Source organism: Epilithonimonas xixisoli (assembly GCF_004365655.1).
Classification (GTDB): Bacteria; Bacteroidota; Bacteroidia; order Flavobacteriales; family Weeksellaceae; genus Epilithonimonas; species Epilithonimonas xixisoli.
Map to the genome: position 1 here is coordinate 41,212 of NZ_SOEO01000003.1, position 16,944 is coordinate 58,155.

13 protein-coding genes are annotated in these 16,944 nt (G+C 37.5%); 10 read left to right on the forward strand and 3 right to left on the reverse strand.

Features of this window, described 5'->3' with window-relative positions; genetic code table 11:
• Positions 1–64 precede the first annotated feature (64 nt).
• The gene (locus tag B0I22_RS12180; protein WP_133945264.1) at positions 65–943 is read right to left on the reverse strand and encodes a Ppx/GppA phosphatase family protein; all 879 of its coding nucleotides are present in this window, start codon (positions 941–943) and stop codon (positions 65–67) included.
• A 40-nt stretch (positions 944–983) separates the two neighbouring features.
• The gene (ppk1, locus tag B0I22_RS12185; protein ID WP_133945266.1) at positions 984–3,053 is read right to left on the reverse strand and encodes a polyphosphate kinase 1; all 2,070 of its coding nucleotides are present in this window, start codon (positions 3,051–3,053) and stop codon (positions 984–986) included.
• 235 nt (positions 3,054–3,288) lie between these two features.
• On the opposite strand from ppk1, the gene B0I22_RS12190 reads away from it, so the two are divergent.
• The 5 genes from B0I22_RS12190 to B0I22_RS12210 all read left to right on the forward strand — a co-directional run bounded on the left by B0I22_RS12190 (position 3,289) and on the right by B0I22_RS12210 (position 9,853).
• Positions 3,289–4,551 carry a zinc-dependent metalloprotease gene (locus B0I22_RS12190; RefSeq protein WP_133945268.1) on the forward strand — a complete coding sequence of 421 codons (1,263 nt, stop codon included), beginning with the start codon at positions 3,289–3,291 and terminating at the stop codon, positions 4,549–4,551.
• A gap of 150 nt (positions 4,552–4,701) precedes the next feature.
• A complete protein-coding gene (gene dnaK / locus B0I22_RS12195) occupies positions 4,702–6,591 on the forward strand; it encodes a molecular chaperone DnaK (protein WP_133945269.1) in 1,890 nt (629 codons plus the stop codon).
• 587 nt (positions 6,592–7,178) lie between these two features.
• Complete coding sequence (locus B0I22_RS12200; RefSeq protein WP_425459603.1) at positions 7,179–8,525, forward strand: RCC1 domain-containing protein; 1,347 nt, start codon at positions 7,179–7,181, stop codon at positions 8,523–8,525.
• A gap of 239 nt (positions 8,526–8,764) precedes the next feature.
• Positions 8,765–9,268, forward strand: coding sequence for an SgcJ/EcaC family oxidoreductase (locus B0I22_RS12205; RefSeq protein ID WP_133945273.1), 504 nt, complete (start codon positions 8,765–8,767; stop codon positions 9,266–9,268).
• A 105-nt stretch (positions 9,269–9,373) separates the two neighbouring features.
• Positions 9,374–9,853, forward strand: coding sequence for a cupin domain-containing protein (locus B0I22_RS12210; protein WP_221411235.1), 480 nt, complete (start codon positions 9,374–9,376; stop codon positions 9,851–9,853).
• Between the two features lie 66 nt (positions 9,854–9,919).
• Here the strand turns inward: B0I22_RS12210 and B0I22_RS12215 are convergent, their stop codons facing one another.
• Positions 9,920–11,221 carry a T9SS type A sorting domain-containing protein gene (locus B0I22_RS12215; RefSeq protein ID WP_133945275.1) on the reverse strand — a complete coding sequence of 434 codons (1,302 nt, stop codon included), beginning with the start codon at positions 11,219–11,221 and terminating at the stop codon, positions 9,920–9,922.
• Positions 11,222–11,362: 141 nt separating this feature from the next.
• Between B0I22_RS12215 and B0I22_RS12220 the strand changes: the two genes are divergently transcribed.
• The 5 genes from B0I22_RS12220 (at position 11,363) to B0I22_RS12240 (ending at position 16,838) form a co-directional block, all read left to right on the forward strand.
• The gene (locus tag B0I22_RS12220) at positions 11,363–12,031 is read left to right on the forward strand and encodes a response regulator transcription factor (RefSeq protein WP_133945277.1); all 669 of its coding nucleotides are present in this window, start codon (positions 11,363–11,365) and stop codon (positions 12,029–12,031) included.
• Between the two features lie 54 nt (positions 12,032–12,085).
• On the forward strand, positions 12,086–13,114 hold the full coding sequence (locus B0I22_RS12225; RefSeq protein WP_133945279.1) for a nucleoid-associated protein: 1,029 nt from the start codon (positions 12,086–12,088) through the stop codon (positions 13,112–13,114).
• 51 nt (positions 13,115–13,165) lie between these two features.
• Complete coding sequence (locus B0I22_RS12230; protein WP_133945281.1) at positions 13,166–13,525, forward strand: hypothetical protein; 360 nt, start codon at positions 13,166–13,168, stop codon at positions 13,523–13,525.
• A 343-nt stretch (positions 13,526–13,868) separates the two neighbouring features.
• Positions 13,869–16,250 carry a TonB-dependent receptor gene (locus B0I22_RS12235; protein ID WP_185145346.1) on the forward strand — a complete coding sequence of 794 codons (2,382 nt, stop codon included), beginning with the start codon at positions 13,869–13,871 and terminating at the stop codon, positions 16,248–16,250.
• Between the two features lie 27 nt (positions 16,251–16,277).
• The gene (locus B0I22_RS12240) at positions 16,278–16,838 is read left to right on the forward strand and encodes a hypothetical protein (protein WP_133945283.1); all 561 of its coding nucleotides are present in this window, start codon (positions 16,278–16,280) and stop codon (positions 16,836–16,838) included.
• Positions 16,839–16,944: the final 106 nt, after the last annotated feature.

Genomic DNA, 16,944 nt, shown 5'->3' on the forward strand with positions numbered 1-16,944 from the left:
TTACGAATTTGTCTGACGTTGATGTAGGATAATTATGAAAGTTGAATTGTTTAAGCTATCATCTTTACTTCTTCAAATTGTAATAAATGCTTTTCACCAATCCATCTGCCACAGAAATTTTCGGCACATAGATCTGTTTGATTTCCGCCCAGGTCATCACGTTGTTATAGATTTGTAAAGCCGGAACAATGACATCAGCACGATCTTCGCGGAACTGGTAAAGTTGCATTCTCTCTTCTACAGAAAGTTTTTCCATCTCTTTCAGGTATTTTTTGATGATAGAAACAGACATTGGTTTGCCGTCTTTGGTTTTGCTGAGAGAGAATATTTTATTAATGTTCCCTCCAGAACCGATTGCAACCACAGGTTTTTTGCTCTTGATTTTATCTTTGATTTCGTCCTTCATCTCGTCCCAAATATTCGGCGTTACCAAACCGTTGAGTAGTCTGATGGTTCCAATATTGAAGGAATGCTCGTATTTCATCTTGTTGTTTTCGTAGAATGTGAGCTCTGTGGAACCGCCTCCAACATCTACGTACAGATAGGCGAACTCTTTGTCAAGTCCTTCTGCGACGTGGTTTTCATAGATTAAGGTGGCTTCCTCGTCGCCAGTGATGATTTCGATATTAATGTCCGCTTGCTCTTTTACGATATCGATGATTTCCTGTCCGTTTTTTGCATCACGCATCGCGCTGGTGGCGCAAGCACGGTAATGTTCCACTTTGTAGATCTCCATCATCTCGCGGAAAATAATCATTGTTTTGATGACCATTTGTTTCCTGTCTTCTCCTATTTCGCCATTGCTGAAGACGTCAAAACCCAGTCTCAAAGGGATTCTCAGGAGATTCAGTTTGGTGAATTCTGGTTTGCCCTTGGTTTCTTTTACTTCATTGATGAGGAGTCTTGCGGCATTGCTTCCGATGTCTATAGCAGCGATTATCATGGATTGGACGGATTAAAAAAATAAATATAGAATATTTTTTTTAGTATTTCTGATTTTTCAAATAATTGTAAGTCTCGATTTGTGATCTTTTTTGCAATTGTTTGCCGTCTTCCACATATTCGTTTCTCATATTCTTGTCCAGTATTCTGGATTTCACATTGTCTTCCAATTGAATATCTAGGAGTGTTTTCAATTCTTTTTTTAGATTTTTTTGTAGGATTGGCGTCGCGGCTTCTATCCTGTAATCCAAATTTCTCGTCATCCAATCGGCAGAAGAGATGTACATATTTTCTGCACCTTTGTTGTAGAAATACATCACTCTGGCGTGTTCCAAATATTCATCCACGATGCTTATTCCGTAGATTTTTTTCTTGAATTCTTTCTGATTCACAGCACAATAGATGCCGCGAACAATCATTTTCACCGTCACGCCAGCGTTTGCAGCTTCGTAAAGTTTTAAGATTAAGGTTTTATCACTCAGAGAATTAACTTTGATAATCATTTCTGCTCTGCGCCCCGATTTGGCTTCTTCTATTTCTTTGTCGATATGAGCGATGATTTTTTCTCGCATAAAAATTGGACAAACCATCAGCGTTTTACAACTTTTCAGTGTGACAGAAGGATCAACTCTTGGTTTGCTGAGTGCTAAAAATATTTTATTAATATCTGCCATCACAGCTCTGTTGGAAGTCATTACAAGATGATCGCCATAGATTTTTGCGGTCTTTTCGTTAAAGTTTCCTGTGCTGACAAATCCGTATTGAATAGTTCTGTTGTTCACTCTTTTTTTGATGACGCACAACTTGGCGTGTACTTTTCTATTGGGAATGCCCAGAAGAACTTTTACGCCTTCCAGTTCAAACTTGTCTTTCCACCAAAGATTGGATTCTTCATCGAATCTTGCACGCAGCTCCAGCATTACTGTCACATCTTTTCCATTTCGGACGGCATTAATCAAAGCATTCGCAATCTTAGAGCTCGATGCCAATCTGTACGCTGTGATTTGGATCGATTTTACATCAGGATCCATCGCCGCTTCTCTCAAAAGGTCAATAACAGAATCGTAAGAATGATAAGGAAATGTCAGCAGAACATCTTTTTTGATAATGACATCCGTCACTCTTTGTTTATTAGCAAATTCCGGATGGATAAAAGTGGTTCTTTCGACAGGCTTTTGATACGCTTTGAACACATCAGGAAAATCCATAAAATGTCTGAAATTATGAATCTTCTGTCCCGGAATGATGCTGTCTTTTTTTGTTAAATTTAATTTTTTGATGAGGAATTCCAACAAGGCTTTGTCCATCTCTTTATCAAAAACAAAACGGGTTGGTTTCCCTTTTCGTCGGCTTTTGACACCTTTCTCGATTTTGTCTGCCAAGGTTGTTTTGATGTCATTATCAAGATCAAATTCTGCATCTTTTGTCACTTTGAAACAATGTGCTGTGAAATCGTCATATCCAAAATAAGAAAAAATATGTGGAAGATTGTAAATGATAACATCTTCCAAAAGCATCACGTCCTTTTGCGTAGGATCTTCTGTTGGCAACAAAACAAAACGTCCGTTGGCGGTTACAGGAAGCTCTATGATGGCGTATTGACTTTCGTACTGCCATTCTTTTCTGCGCATCGCAATGCCAATGAAAAGACTTTTCTCACGCAAATATGGCATCGGTTTGTTGTCGTGCAGAAGGATCGGAATCACATTGCTTTCCACTTCTTCATCAAAATATTTGACAACAAATTCTTTTTGAGCTTCAGTAAGATGTTTATGATCTTTAATGAAAACATTTTCCTTCGCCATTTCACGCTGAACATCCTTCCAGGTTTTGTCAAAATCTTCTTGTTGATGGATGACCAGCTTATTTATTTTTTGTAAAATTTTGGAAGGCGCATCATAGAAAGATTCGGCAAGAACCTTTTGTTTGAAATCCATGGCACGTTTCAATCCGGCAACTCTTACCCGGAAAAACTCATCCAGATTATTAGAGAAAATTCCAAGAAAACGAATTCTGAGATGGATGGGAACACTCTTGTCCATCGCTTCCTGCAGCACTCTGGCGTTGAAGCCGAGCCAGGTGATATCGCGTGGATTAAATTCTTGTGGCATTAGTGTAGTTTTGTTTATCTCAAAAGTAGTAAAATTCATTGTATTATTTTGGCTTCGCAAACTACAATCTTCTTTGGCAAAGCTATGTTTCGGTACTGTAAACTAATTTTTAAATAAATAAGGAATGTGGTTTCGTTGAGGATTTTATAGTTGATGTTAAAATATTTAATAAAATTTATAAAATATATCTAAAAATAATATAGATTTGCAACCCTTTTAATTGATTATAAAAAAAATGAAGAAATTTTTACTATTAGTGTCAAGTGCGTTTTTTTTGAGCGCTTATGGACAAAAAACTTGCGGGACGGATAAGAAGATGGCGGAGTTTTTCGCTAGCAATCCTGAAGCAAAAGCAAACAAGCAAGCGCTAAGAGACTTTCTTGTAAACAATAATTACACTGCGAATAAAGGAACAAAGGCTGTTGTCACAATTCCAGTAGTTGTACATGTTTTGTATAAAAACGGAGCACAAAATGTTTCTGATGCACAGATTGCATCTCAACTCAAAGTTTTGAATGATGATTTTAGAAAACTAAATGCTGATTTTAATACCGTTGTTCCAGCTGCTTTCAAGCCTGTTGGAGCGGATCTTGAGCTGGCATTTTGTCTTGCAACCAAAAAACCAGATGGTTCTGCAACATCAGGGATAGAAAGAAAAGCAGTTTCCAATTCCTTTGTTTTTGGAAATAGTTACTATAAATCCAGCGGTCTACCTGCTTGGAATCCAACAAAATATCTTAATATTTGGGTAGGGAAATTTGACGGTTTTGATGAGTTTGGTGAACCTTGGGAAGGGACATTGGGTTTTGCTTATCTTCCTGATGCTGCAGGACTTTCTTATGATGGACTTTGTATTGGTTATGATGTTTTTGGAACGACTGGAACAGCAGAAGCTCCATTTAATAAGGGTAGAACAGGAACTCATGAGATTGGACATTACTTTGGTCTAAATCACATTTGGGGAGACGAAGAAGATTCTTGTGGAACTTCTGCAGGGAGCGATGGCTGTGCAGATACGCCAGCGACTAAGCAGCCATATTATGGAGAAGATAATCCAGTCTTCCCAGACAATCAATTTACTTGTTCCAGCAGTACAAATGGCGCAATGTTTATGAATTATATGGATTATGTTTATGATGCACAAATGGCCATGTTTACAAACAACCAAAAAACGATTACTCAGAATACAATGGCGGGACCAAGAGCTAGTTTGCTAAACTCTAACGCTTGCTCACTTCTAGCTGTTGATGATGTAGAAAAATCAAACTCTATCAATGTTTTCCCGAATCCTGCTGTTAACTATATTTCTATCGCTTCACCCTTGGTTAAAATCAATGAAGTTGAAATTTTTGCAAGTGATGGGAAATTGGTCAAAAAAGCGAATGTGCAAAATGAAACTGACAAAATTGATGTTAAAAATCTTCCAAGTGGAACTTATTATGTGAGAACCTACAACGGAAGTGGTTTTGTGAAATCATTGAAGTTTATTAAGAACTAAATTATTCTAACTACAACTAACTCCACGAACTCTGCTGAAAGGCGGAGTTTTTTTTTATTAATGACAATTTGTCATAATTTATGACGTGGTACAAATATTGAGAATTGCAGATTGTAATAATTTATATAACAAAAAATAACATATAAAAAAATGAGTAAAATAATCGGAATTGACTTAGGTACAACCAACTCTTGCGTTGCAGTAATGGAGGGTAAAGATGCTGTAGTTATCCCTAATGCAGAAGGAAAAAGAACGACGCCTTCTATCGTAGCGTTTACAGAAGACGGAGAAAGAAAAGTAGGAGATCCTGCAAAAAGACAAGCGGTGACAAACCCTACAAAAACTGTTTATTCTATCAAGAGATTCATCGGAACACATTTCAAAGATGATTCTGCTGAGATCTCTAGAGTACCATACAAAGTGGTAAGCGGACCAAACGATACTGTAAAAGTAAAAATCGACGACAGAGAATATACACCACAGGAGATTTCTGCAATGACGCTTCAGAAAATGAAGAAGACTGCTGAAGATTATCTTGGACAAGAAGTAACAAGAGCGGTAATCACTGTTCCGGCTTACTTCAACGATGCGCAAAGACAAGCTACTAAAGAAGCAGGAGAAATCGCAGGTCTTAAAGTAGAAAGAATTATCAACGAGCCTACGGCAGCAGCTTTGGCTTATGGAATGGACAAGTCTCACAAAGACCAAAAAATCGCAGTTTACGATTTAGGTGGTGGTACTTTTGACGTTTCTATTCTTGATTTAGGAGACGGCGTTTTCGAAGTATTGTCTACAAACGGAGACACGCACTTAGGTGGTGACGATTTTGATGATGTGATCATCAACTGGATGGCAGACGAATTCAAAGCTGAAGAAGGTGTAGATCTTAAAGGTGATGCAATCGCTTTACAAAGATTGAAAGAAGCCGCTGAAAAAGCAAAAATCGAATTGTCTTCTTCTCCTCAGACTGAAATCAACCTTCCTTATATCACAGCTACAGCTACAGGTCCTAAACACTTGGTTAAGACTTTGACTAAAGCTAAATTCGAGCAATTATCTGCTGACTTGGTAAGACGTTCTATGGAGCCTTGTAAAAAAGCGCTTTCTGATGCTGGTCTTTCTATCAGCGATATCGACGAAGTGATCTTGGTAGGTGGTTCTACAAGAATCCCAATTATCCAAGAGGAAGTTGAGAAATTCTTCGGTAAAAAACCTTCAAAAGGAGTTAATCCAGATGAGGTTGTTGCAATCGGTGCTGCAATCCAAGGTGGAGTTTTAACCGGAGATGTGACAGACGTACTTTTGCTAGATGTTACGCCACTTTCTTTAGGAATCGAAACTATGGGTTCTGTTTTCACTAAATTAATTGAAGCGAACACTACAATTCCAACTAAAAAATCTGAAGTATTCTCTACAGCGTCTGACAATCAGCCTGCAGTAAGCATCAGAGTAGGACAAGGTGAAAGACCAATGTTCAACGATAACAAAGAGATTGGTAGATTTGATTTGACAGATATTCCACCAGCACAAAGAGGTGTTCCTCAGATTGAGGTTACTTTCGATATTGATGCAAACGGAATCTTGAGTGTTTCTGCTAAAGATAAAGGAACTGGAAAAGAGCAGTCTATTAAAATTCAGGCATCTTCTGGTCTTTCTGACGAGGAAATCGAAAGAATGAAAAAAGAAGCTCAGGAAAACTCTGCAGCGGATGCGAAGAGAAAAGAAGAGGTTGAAGTTTTCAACAAAGCTGACGGATTGATCTTCCAAACTGAAAAGCAATTGAAAGAATTTGGTGATAAATTGTCTGCGGACAAAAAAGCAGCCATCGAAACTGCTCACGCAGAATTGAAAACCGCTTTCGAAGCTAAAAACGGTGACGATGTAAAAGCTAAAACCGAAGCTCTAGATGCAGCTTGGATGGCGGCTTCAGAAGAAATGTATGCTCAAGGTCAGGGAGCTGATGCAGGAGCTCAACAATCTCAAGGTCAGGCAAACGGAGCAGAAGATGTTCAGGATGCAGACTTCGAAGAAGTGAAATAAGACTTTAAAGTCAATCAATATTATAAAATCTCCGAGCGAAAGCTTGGGGATTTTTTTTTTGTGAATTAGATAAAATCTTCATGTTTGAAACCAGAGATTTTAATCAAAGTGATGATGTTTGGAATTGAATAAAATTAAAGAATATATCATTATTTATGCGTTTGAGATATTTCGTTTCTTGAACAACCACGACTTTTTTGAAATATATTTTTCTAGAATATTACTCTTTTGGTTTTTCCTTTATTTACGGGAGTTAATTTAGCACTTTATTGAAAATTAAATTTAAAAACTATAAATTAATGTACTTCGAGCTAAGTTTTTGCGGCATTGTAATGATTGTTTTTTATTTCTATTTTTCTTACGAATTAATTATCTGTATATGTTTGTTTATCATAGGTATATGGGGGTTTTTAGCAACGAATGATTTCCGAATTCATTCAACAAATTAATTGTCCATAGCATAGTTAGTATTGTAATATTGTATCGTTAATCAATAAAAATAAAAGATTATGTTACAAATTTTATCAATTCTAAAAAGCCAGAAAAAAGCTGCTATTAGCTCGCTTGCTATTTTGGCTAGTTTGAGTATGAATGCTCAATGTTCTTTAACAGGATACAAAAATCTTTCTCAAGGAGAGAGTTTTACTGTGGCTCTTAAGGATGATGGCTCATTGTGGCTGTGGGGTTATAACAATTTCGGTCTTTCTGGAAACGGCACAGGTCAGTATACACAAATACAACACCCTTGGGAAATGTCTGAAGTAGGTGGCGGATGGACAGAGGTGCAGGCAGGTGAGAACTATATTGTAGCGCTTAAGGCTAATGGTGACTTATATGGCTGGGGAGGTAATAATTACGGTCAGTTGGGGTTAGGAAATAACACCAATCAAGTTTCTCCGAAGCTTATTATGCAAAATGTTAAAACATATTCTGTAGGTCTTCTTCATACTGTGGTTATTAAGAATGATGGAACTATGTGGGGCACAGGTTACAATGACTGGGGCGGTCTAGGTATAGGTACATCCGTTGGCTATGTGAATGTGTGGACGCAGGAATCTACCAATTCCACTAACTGGAAGTCGTTAGGAACAGGCCTTTATAACACATACGGTGTAAAAACAGATGGAACTTTATGGGCAACAGGCGCCAATCTCTATGGACAAACCGGCTTGCCGCAAGCATCAGGAAATGAAGTAGATGATTTCACGAAAATCGGTACAGATACCAACTGGTCTGTGGTATATGGTGGGGAATTCCACGCTATTGGACTTAAAACAAACGGCGAATTATATGCATGGGGAGGAAACCCATACGGGCAAGTCGGTTTGGGTACTACAGGAACCACTTATTACACTCCTCAAAAGATGAGTGGCTCCAACTGGTCAGCCATATCAGCAGGAAAGCTTTCATCATTTGCTACAAGAACCGATGGAACACTTTGGGGCTGGGGAGACAACAACAATGGTAAAATAGGAGCTGGATCAACAGATGCTAGGATTAACACCCCTACTCAGGTGGGTACTGCAACATGGAAAACTATCCCATACAGAGCAGGATATTATTCCAGTGCTGCAATTGATAATGTAGGGAGCATTTACACTTGGGGATGGGATGCATACTGGCAGCTGGGGAATGATGACGGAACACAAACCAATAGCAATGTTCCTACTAAAGTAACTTGTTCAGATTTGGGTGTTAATGATATTGCTTCTCAAAACAAAGTTGCTTTATATCCTAACCCAGCTAAAGATATTGTAGTATTACAGTCTTCAAAAGCTATTTCAGAGGTCAAAATCTACAACGTTGCAGGATCATTAGTAAAATCTATTTCCAAAGTATCTGATAACAAAATCAATGTTGCGGATCTACCAGCTGGTGTATATGTTGTTAAAATCAACGATGCGGCAGAAGGTGTGAAATTGATCAAAAAATAATTACTTAACTAATTAGAAAAAAACAAAAAAAGGTTCAATCTGTTTTTTGTTTTTTTTAATTGAGATAATATTATAAAAATTTAGTTAGTTGTCTAAATTTTTAATTCGGTATCAATGATTGTGATTCTGAATTTTAAATTAAGAAGTGAAATCCCCGAGCGAAAGCTTGGGGATTTTTGTTTAATAACTTCGTAATAATTTGATTAGCTTTGATTTATCAAACATAAAATCTAATTAAAATGAAAAATCTTAAAATTGTTTTCAGTTTTTTATTATTAATGACAAGCGTTGTTTGTTTTTCTCAAACCGATGAAAAAGCAATTCAAGCGCAGGTTACCCAAATGGTTTCCGACTGGAACACCCACGAGTTCAAAAATATGGATTCCTATATGACAGAAGATGTGGAATGGGTGAACATCGTAGGAATGTGGTGGAAAGGAAGAGCAGAAGTGAAGGCTGCGCATCAAGGTAACTTCGGAGCGTTCTTCAAAGGTGTTCCTTTCAAGCAGAAAAGTTTGAAAACCAGATTTCTGACAAAAGATGTAGCTGTTGCAACTTTAATTTCCAGTGTAGGTGAGTTCTTCCCACCAGACGGCATCGACCACGGAAACAACAAGATGCCTGCGAGCGACGATATTTTAACTTTGGTTTTTGTAAAACAGAACGAGAAGTGGCTAATTGCTTCCGGACAAAACACAGTGGTTGATGCAAGAGCAGCGAATAATAATCCTTCTAAAAAATAAAAGTATTCCCGAACTTAGGTTTGGGATTTTTTCTGTCTAAGTTTTTAAAATCAAAATCCATAAATTGCAGTTGCACCAATTCAAATATTCAAAATAAAGTTAAAAATGAAGAAAGCAAACGCAGTAATTTTAGGATTAATAGGAATTTTAATATGTTCTTGTCAGGAAAGCAAAGTCGAAAGTTCTGAGATTGCAAGTTCTGAAAAATCAGAAATGTTATTCGAAAAAGGGCACAAAGTTCCGAATGACAAATTTGTAGGCAATGTTTACCAAGCCATTTTAAGTGATGAGGGAACTCGAGTAAGCAACGTCACTTTCGAGCCGAACGGTCGTACGAATTGGCACAATCATCCCGGCGGACAAACGCTTTTGGTGACCGATGGCGTTGGCTATCATCAGGAAGAAGGAAAACCTGTCCAAATCATCAAAAAAGGCGATGTCATCAAAATTGGAAAGAACGTAAAACACTGGCACGGCGGAACAGCAGACCAAGCGATGACGCACATTGCAGTAAGCATCGACCACGAGAAAAATCCGTCGCAATGGTTTGAACCTGTTAGTGAGGAAGAATATAAAGTTAAGTAATTATGAAAAATCCCCGAGCGAAAGCTTGGGGATTTTTTTGTAGTGAGTTTTCGGTGGATTTTAAAATTATTTTTTAATGATTTTCTGGCTAAATTTTTCTCCTGATTTTGCTTTGCCAGAAACTGTATAATTTCCAATCGGTAGTTTGGATATATCTATTTTTTCAGTCGCATGATCCACGGACTTTACAATTCTCCCATTAATATCAAAGATTTTAAAGGAATTGATTTCCTCAGAAAAATGAATAACATCAGAACTCGGATTTGGGTAGATTTTCATTGTCTGTTTTTCCGTTTCTTCTGTTCCAAGTGTGGTGGTGACAAACGTAATGTTTCTCCAGGATGCCGTATTGCAACTTGCTTTCACAAAGACTTTATAATTCGTATTTGCCAGTAAAGTGCTAAGATTATGACTGGTTCCGGAAATATTATTGATTCTTGTTCCGTTGCCAACTGTAAAATTCCCAACGCCATACTCCAAATCATACAAATCGGCATCGCCCGTCCACGCAATTTGGGCACTCGTAAGGGTTGGGGTTGCGGTCATATTATCAACTGTATTTAGGAAATCTAGTTTTACCCATTCTCCCGGGGTTCCATTGTTGGACCTTATATATGCTGTGTATTGACAGTAGTTTTCGGGTATTGTAAAACTTGTGCCAGGGAGTCCTGTTACCAACGTTCCGCCGGCTCTTCCTGTAGTGGTTCCCAGTGGGCCGTAGTAAATATCATAAGTTCCAGTAAATCCGCTCACGGGATACCATTGGATTAGATTTTTATCAAGATCGCTGAAGGATGTAATGGGTTGTCCTGAGATGTTTGCTCTGATCAATGCTGCAAAAGAAGTCTTGGTTTCGGTTTTTGTTGCATTGCTGGTGTAACGGATTGCGATTTTCACATTGGGTTTTCCCGCTCCGCAATAAGGTGTTAGATTGATGCTCCACATTCTGTCATACAGAAAATCCCCATCAAATTCTTCAGTGTTTAGGTTTTGAGAATTCCACATTTCAAACCAATTGGCCCCATCTGTAGAGATGTAAACCATTGCTTTACAAGATTTGTTTACAGCAAAGCTTTTCTTGTTGTACATCCAAAGCGAAAAATTAAAAAACATAGTAGAATAGCTTTGTAGATTCTGCTCTGGAAGATAGAGCCATTCCTCTTGTGGCGTGGTAGAACTTTCATAAACCTCAACATCATCATAAAGATCATAAAAAGTCCATTGCTCGTCGGGATTTGTTGCTGTAGAACTTATGCTCCAGCCTGTAGGTAGGCTTGTGCCAGTAAAAGTTTCGTCCATCAAAGTTTGAGATTTTGTAGTGCAAATGGTCAGCATCAAAATCATCGAAAAGATAATTTTTGTTTTCATATTCTTTGTTTTTTCAATTGATTAGTTATTGGAATCGAAGTTAGAGTGATATATCTTAATAGACAATACCACTTTTGGGGTATTTTTTTATTAAAATTAAAATAGAATGATTAATTTAATGGCTGAAACTCAATACAACCAATGAACAATCAACATCTCAAATTCGCAGAGCTTGTCCAAACAATTGATGCCGTTTTTAATCAAATCGAAATGAACAATTTCTTGGAAGTCGATAATGTCATTAATCCAGATTTCACCAATTTCTTCAATGCTTTTGATTCGTACATCACGCTACACGATTTGCAAAAACTGAAACCGATTTTCATTAATGATAAAATGAAAAACTATTATGGTTTTGAGAAAAATACGTTTCAGGACATTGATTATTTTTACTATTTCACTACCATCCATCCTTCTTCTTATCACACGCTTTTGGATTCTGTGGTTCATTTCAAAAAAGGCGGAGAAGGCTATCTGAAACTGGAGTACAAACTGAAAAACAATGCTGGAAAATTTGAACAGTTTCTGGGCGTTACCAAAAGTATTTTTATTAATGAAAAACCCGTTTTCGCACTGTCATTACTCCAGAAAAAAGAAGATTCTAGCAGAGAAAATAATCAAAACGACCTTACAAAAAGAGAACTGGAAATTATTCTGTTGATCTGCAAAGGCAAAAAACAAAACGAGATTTCCGACCGATTGTCGATTTCTGTAGAAACCACCAAAGTTCATATCAGAAACATTTACCGGAAATTGGAAATCAACAGCAGTCAGGAATTAATGATCTTGTACAAAGATTATTTGGAATAAAATAGAGTCCATAATTAATACAATGAATATCTTTGCAAACTCAAAAGATAAAAAATGTTTTCAAAAATCACAGTTCACAGAGTCGGGAATAAAATCAATGGAGAATCTTTAACGCTTTCTCAGCAGGAGCTTCAGCTGGATGAGGATATGACAGAATTGCTGGGGAATTACTTCATCAATGCCTTCAAATCTGAGGAGCAGTTTCAGTTTTATAGCGATTCTTATTTGGTCAATAATCCCGTTTACAGTTCTGTTTCCGAGATTTTTGAGGACAAAGCAAAGTTTCAGTGGGAATCTGAAAACATCGCCAAACATCTTTACGAAGCAGCAGAAAATCCGAGAGTTCAAGCGGGCGAGTTGTTTGTGGTTTATTTTGAAGGCGAAGTTTTTGAATCCGCAGATGGCAAAAGTGAGAAGACAGATTCTATCGGAATTTTCAAAACCGAAAAAAGAGAAGGTTTCCTGAAAATAAATCCTCAAGACGAATCTTTTGAAATCGAAAGAGACTTCGGAATCAGCTTGTCGAAAATTGATAAAGCGGCTTTGATCTACAACAGCGAGAAAGAAAGTGGCTACGTTTTATCTGTTATAGATAACAACAAAAACGGCGACATCTATTATTGGTTCGAAGATTTCTTGAAAGTGAAACAACGCGACAACGAGTACTTCCACACGCAGGAAACTTTGTCCGTTTACAAAGATTTTATCACGCAAAAGTTGCCAGAAGAATTTGAAGTTTCAAAAGCAGACCAAGCGGATTTTTTGAATAAGTCTATCAATTTTTTCAAAGAAAAAGAAGAGTTCAAATATGATGATTTTGTGAAAGAAGTTTTGGTTGATGATAGTGTCATAGAAAGTTTTTCGAACTTTAAATCTGATTATGAGAACGATATGCAAGTTTCCATCTCAGAAGATTTTCCAATTAACAATCAAGCGGTTAAGAAGCAACAAAGACATTTCAAATCGATCATTAAGCTCGATAAAAATTTCCACATCTACATCCACGGCGACCGAGACAAACTGGAAACCGGACAAGACGACAAAGGGAAATATTACAGATTGTATTTCGAAGAAGAAAAATAATTTTGATTTAACATAATAATTAAAATACGAAAAAGTTCTACCTTTGTAGCTATGTTGAACAGGAGAAATAAAACTTTCAATAATTTCATTTCGGTATTTTTTGCCGGGATGTATCTTTTTGTGGCATTATTTTCCTCCCAATTGCATAGCCACGAAGGCGAATCGTTCTTCAGAGATTCTAGTTTCAAAAAGACGGAGAAAACCTTTTCATCCGACATTTCTAAAGGTCAAACTGGCGATTGTTTGGCTTGTCATTTCTTGGTAACGGGCAATTCTTTGGTTCCGGAGCAGTTTTCTTTCCATTTTGAAAACCACACACACGACACACAACAAACTTTTTCTTTACAGGAAAAAATATGGTCAGCAACCAAATTCACCTTCCAACTCCGCGGTCCACCCGCACTTTCCTAAATTTTATTTTTCTCAATCATCCATTGAGAATCTTCTTTGAATTAATTTATCAAACCATTTTTGGCAAGAGACGAAGTCTCGGAATATCGGTAGCATAAATATCAACCATTTTAAAAAGAGACGAAGTCTCGACATATTGGTAGATATGAACCGAGAATTATTTGGGCAGCTTATCCGCGCTCCGTTCCCGCTATTTTTTGCCAAGGCTAAGTCCACCGCAAAAAATGAGCTCCACTCAGCTCGGGCTGCAGATTGCCAATTCTCAAGATGGTTTCCAATTTAATTTCAAAGATTTCCATCCTACTTTTTACATTGTACAAAGTACATTATACCATTTAAAAAAATGAAAAACATTATAAATCTGATGTTGGTCTTTTTCGGGCTTGCATTGGTGTCTGCGCAGAAGCATTCCGTAGAAGGAACGGTTCAGGATTTTCACGATAAGACAATGCTGGAAAACGCCGTTGTCAAAATCGGAGAATTCACGGCGAAAACAGATAAAAAAGGGAAATTTTCTTTCCGAGACATTCCTGCAGGTTCATACCAACTCGTTGCAAAGCATCCTCTCTGCGATGATTATACTGAAAATGTAAAAGTTGACAGAGATGTGCATTTGGCAATCACGCTGGAACATCATACTAATGAAATTCAAAATGTTACAATCCACGGAAGTCACAAGACAAAGGGTTCTGTGATTATGAGAACGCTGGACAAAACAGAACTCGAGAGAAATTCCACAGAAAATCTTGGAAATCTTCTTTCTCGAATTGCTGGCGTTACAGCTTTGAAAACAGGTAACAATATTTCAAAACCTGTCATCCGTGGTTTGTACGGAAGCCGAATTTCCATCTTAAACAACGGCGTGAAAATGGCAGAGCAAGAATGGGGCGTAGAACACGCACCCAATGTGGATGTCAACGATTTCGAACACATCGATGTTGTGAAAGGCGCTTCCGCTTTGAAGTACGGGAATGAGGGCGTTGGTGGCGTTGTAGTTTTGGAACCTGCCATTTTGCCAAAGAAAGATACGATAATGGGAAGTGTGAAACTTTCCGGAATTTCCAATGGTATAGGAGGCGAGCTTGGTGCAAACGTAGCAAAAGTTTGGGAAAACCAATGGTTTGTAAAAGCCGGCGGAAGTTACAAGAAAACCGGTGACCAGTACATTCCGCATCACACGTTGCAAAACACGGGAATGGAATTCAATTCTTTCAATTTCTCATTTGGGAAACATAGTTTTTTGCAAGGTTTTGATGTGTCTTATAGCGGAATCAATCAGGAATTTGGGATTTACAGAGGTGCGCATTTGGCGAGTCCGGAGGATTTTTACAATGCGGTCAACTTTGGACAGCCTTTTTATCTTGATAATTTCACTTACAATATTGATAATCCGAAACAGGAAGTAGGTCATCACATTGCAAAACTGTCGGCTTACAGACGTTTTGCTGATTTTGGGAAGCTGACTTTTCAATATAGTTTTCAATTAAACCGCAGAAAAGAATACGACATCAGACGAGGCGAATTGAGCAATATTCCATCAATGGATTTGAGATTGATAACACATTCGGCGAGTTTGGTTCATTTGATAGAACGTTCCGACTGGAGTTTGGAAAGTGGAATTTCTGGAAGTTTTCAAGACAATTTCCCAAATCCTGCCACCAAAGCGAGACGTTTGATTCCAGATTATTATCGATATGATGCGGGCGCGTTTTCGGTTTTCAAATATCGATTCAATTCGAAGTTGAATGCAGAAGCGGCGGTGAGATATGACTTCAGCAGATATGATGCGTACAAATATTATGATGCTGATAAATGGAATGCCAATTACGCAGACATTTTCCCAGAGTTTTTTGTGAATGAATCTGGAAGCAGGATTTTGACAAGACCAATTCTGGATTATCATAATTTCTCCGCGAATGTAGGATTGGATTACAAACCAACTCAGAATTTGGAATTCAAACTAAATCTTTCCAGAGCAGACAGAACGCCAAATGCTGCAGAACTTTTCTCGGACGGATTGCACCATTCTGCGGCGATAATGGAAGAAGGAAATCTGAACATCAAAAAAGAAACGGTTTACAACGTGAATCTATCTTTGGCAGCTCATTTCAATGTGATGAAAGGTCTTCATTTCGAGGCAAATCCTTATTTGATGATTTCTGATAATTTCGTAAATCAAATTCCGACAAGTGTTCTGAACACGAATCGAGGCGTTTTTCCGGTTTGGACTTATCAGCAGATCAAAGCGAGAATTTATGGTGTGGATGCAGATGCGGAACTTTCGATTTTGCATAATTTGAAATGGAAATCGGGTTTCAGTATTTTGAGAGGCGACGATCTTTCGAATAATGAACCTTTGATTTTGATGATGCCAGCAAAACTTCGAAATTCAATTGAGCTTAATCTTTACAAACCCAAAAATTTCTACATCAGTCTTGAGAACGAAAATACATTCAAACAAAATCGTTTTCCAATCAGAAATCTTCCGGTGACTTTTATCAAAAATGGCGTGGAGAGAAGTGAGATTGTGGATTTCAGTTCTACGCCGGCTTCGTTTACCTTATTTCACGCTTCTATTGGAGCAGACTTATTCAAAAATCTGAATTTTAATTTCAGAATCAACAACCTATTTAACACAGAGTACAGAGAATATTTGAACAGACTCAGATATTATATGTTCGAGCCAGGAAGGAATTTCGTGGTGACTCTGAAGTACAATTTTTAATTAATAAAACTTAAAATTTAAATCAAAATGAAAAAATTCATCAATATTACATTAGTTCTTTTAGTATCATTTTTCATCTTCTCTTGTAGAAATGATGACGATGCAGTTCCAGAAGATGTTCACGAGCACGACGAAATCGGGAAAGTTGTTTTGACGCTTACGAATAAAGCAGACGCAACGGATGTTCATACAGTTAGCGTGATTGGTGGAAAAGCGGATAAGCATTTGCATTTGCACGCTGGTGACACTTACTTGGCAGAACTTGATTTCCAAATTGCACACGACGATCATTATCATTCTTCTGACGAGATCGAGGAAGAGAAAGACCACCATTTCATCACTTTCGCTCCAGCAAATGCAGATATTACAGTTCTTAGATCTGCGAACGACATCGTAAGAACAGACGGACAAAAATTGGGATTGAGAACAGAATGGAAAATCAATTCTTTGCAATCAACAGGAAAAATGAACATCAAATTGGTTCACGGTCCAGCGACTGTAAATCAAAATTATCCTTCTGCAACTAATCAATTAGGGCAAACGACAGGTGGAGAAACCGATGTTGATATTACGGTTGATGCTCATTAATCTAAATATTCAATCAATATTTTGAAATAAAGATGTCTTTTTGAAAGGCATCTTTATTTTTTGTTGAAATTTTATGATTTTTTTATAAATATGAAGTCTGTATTTA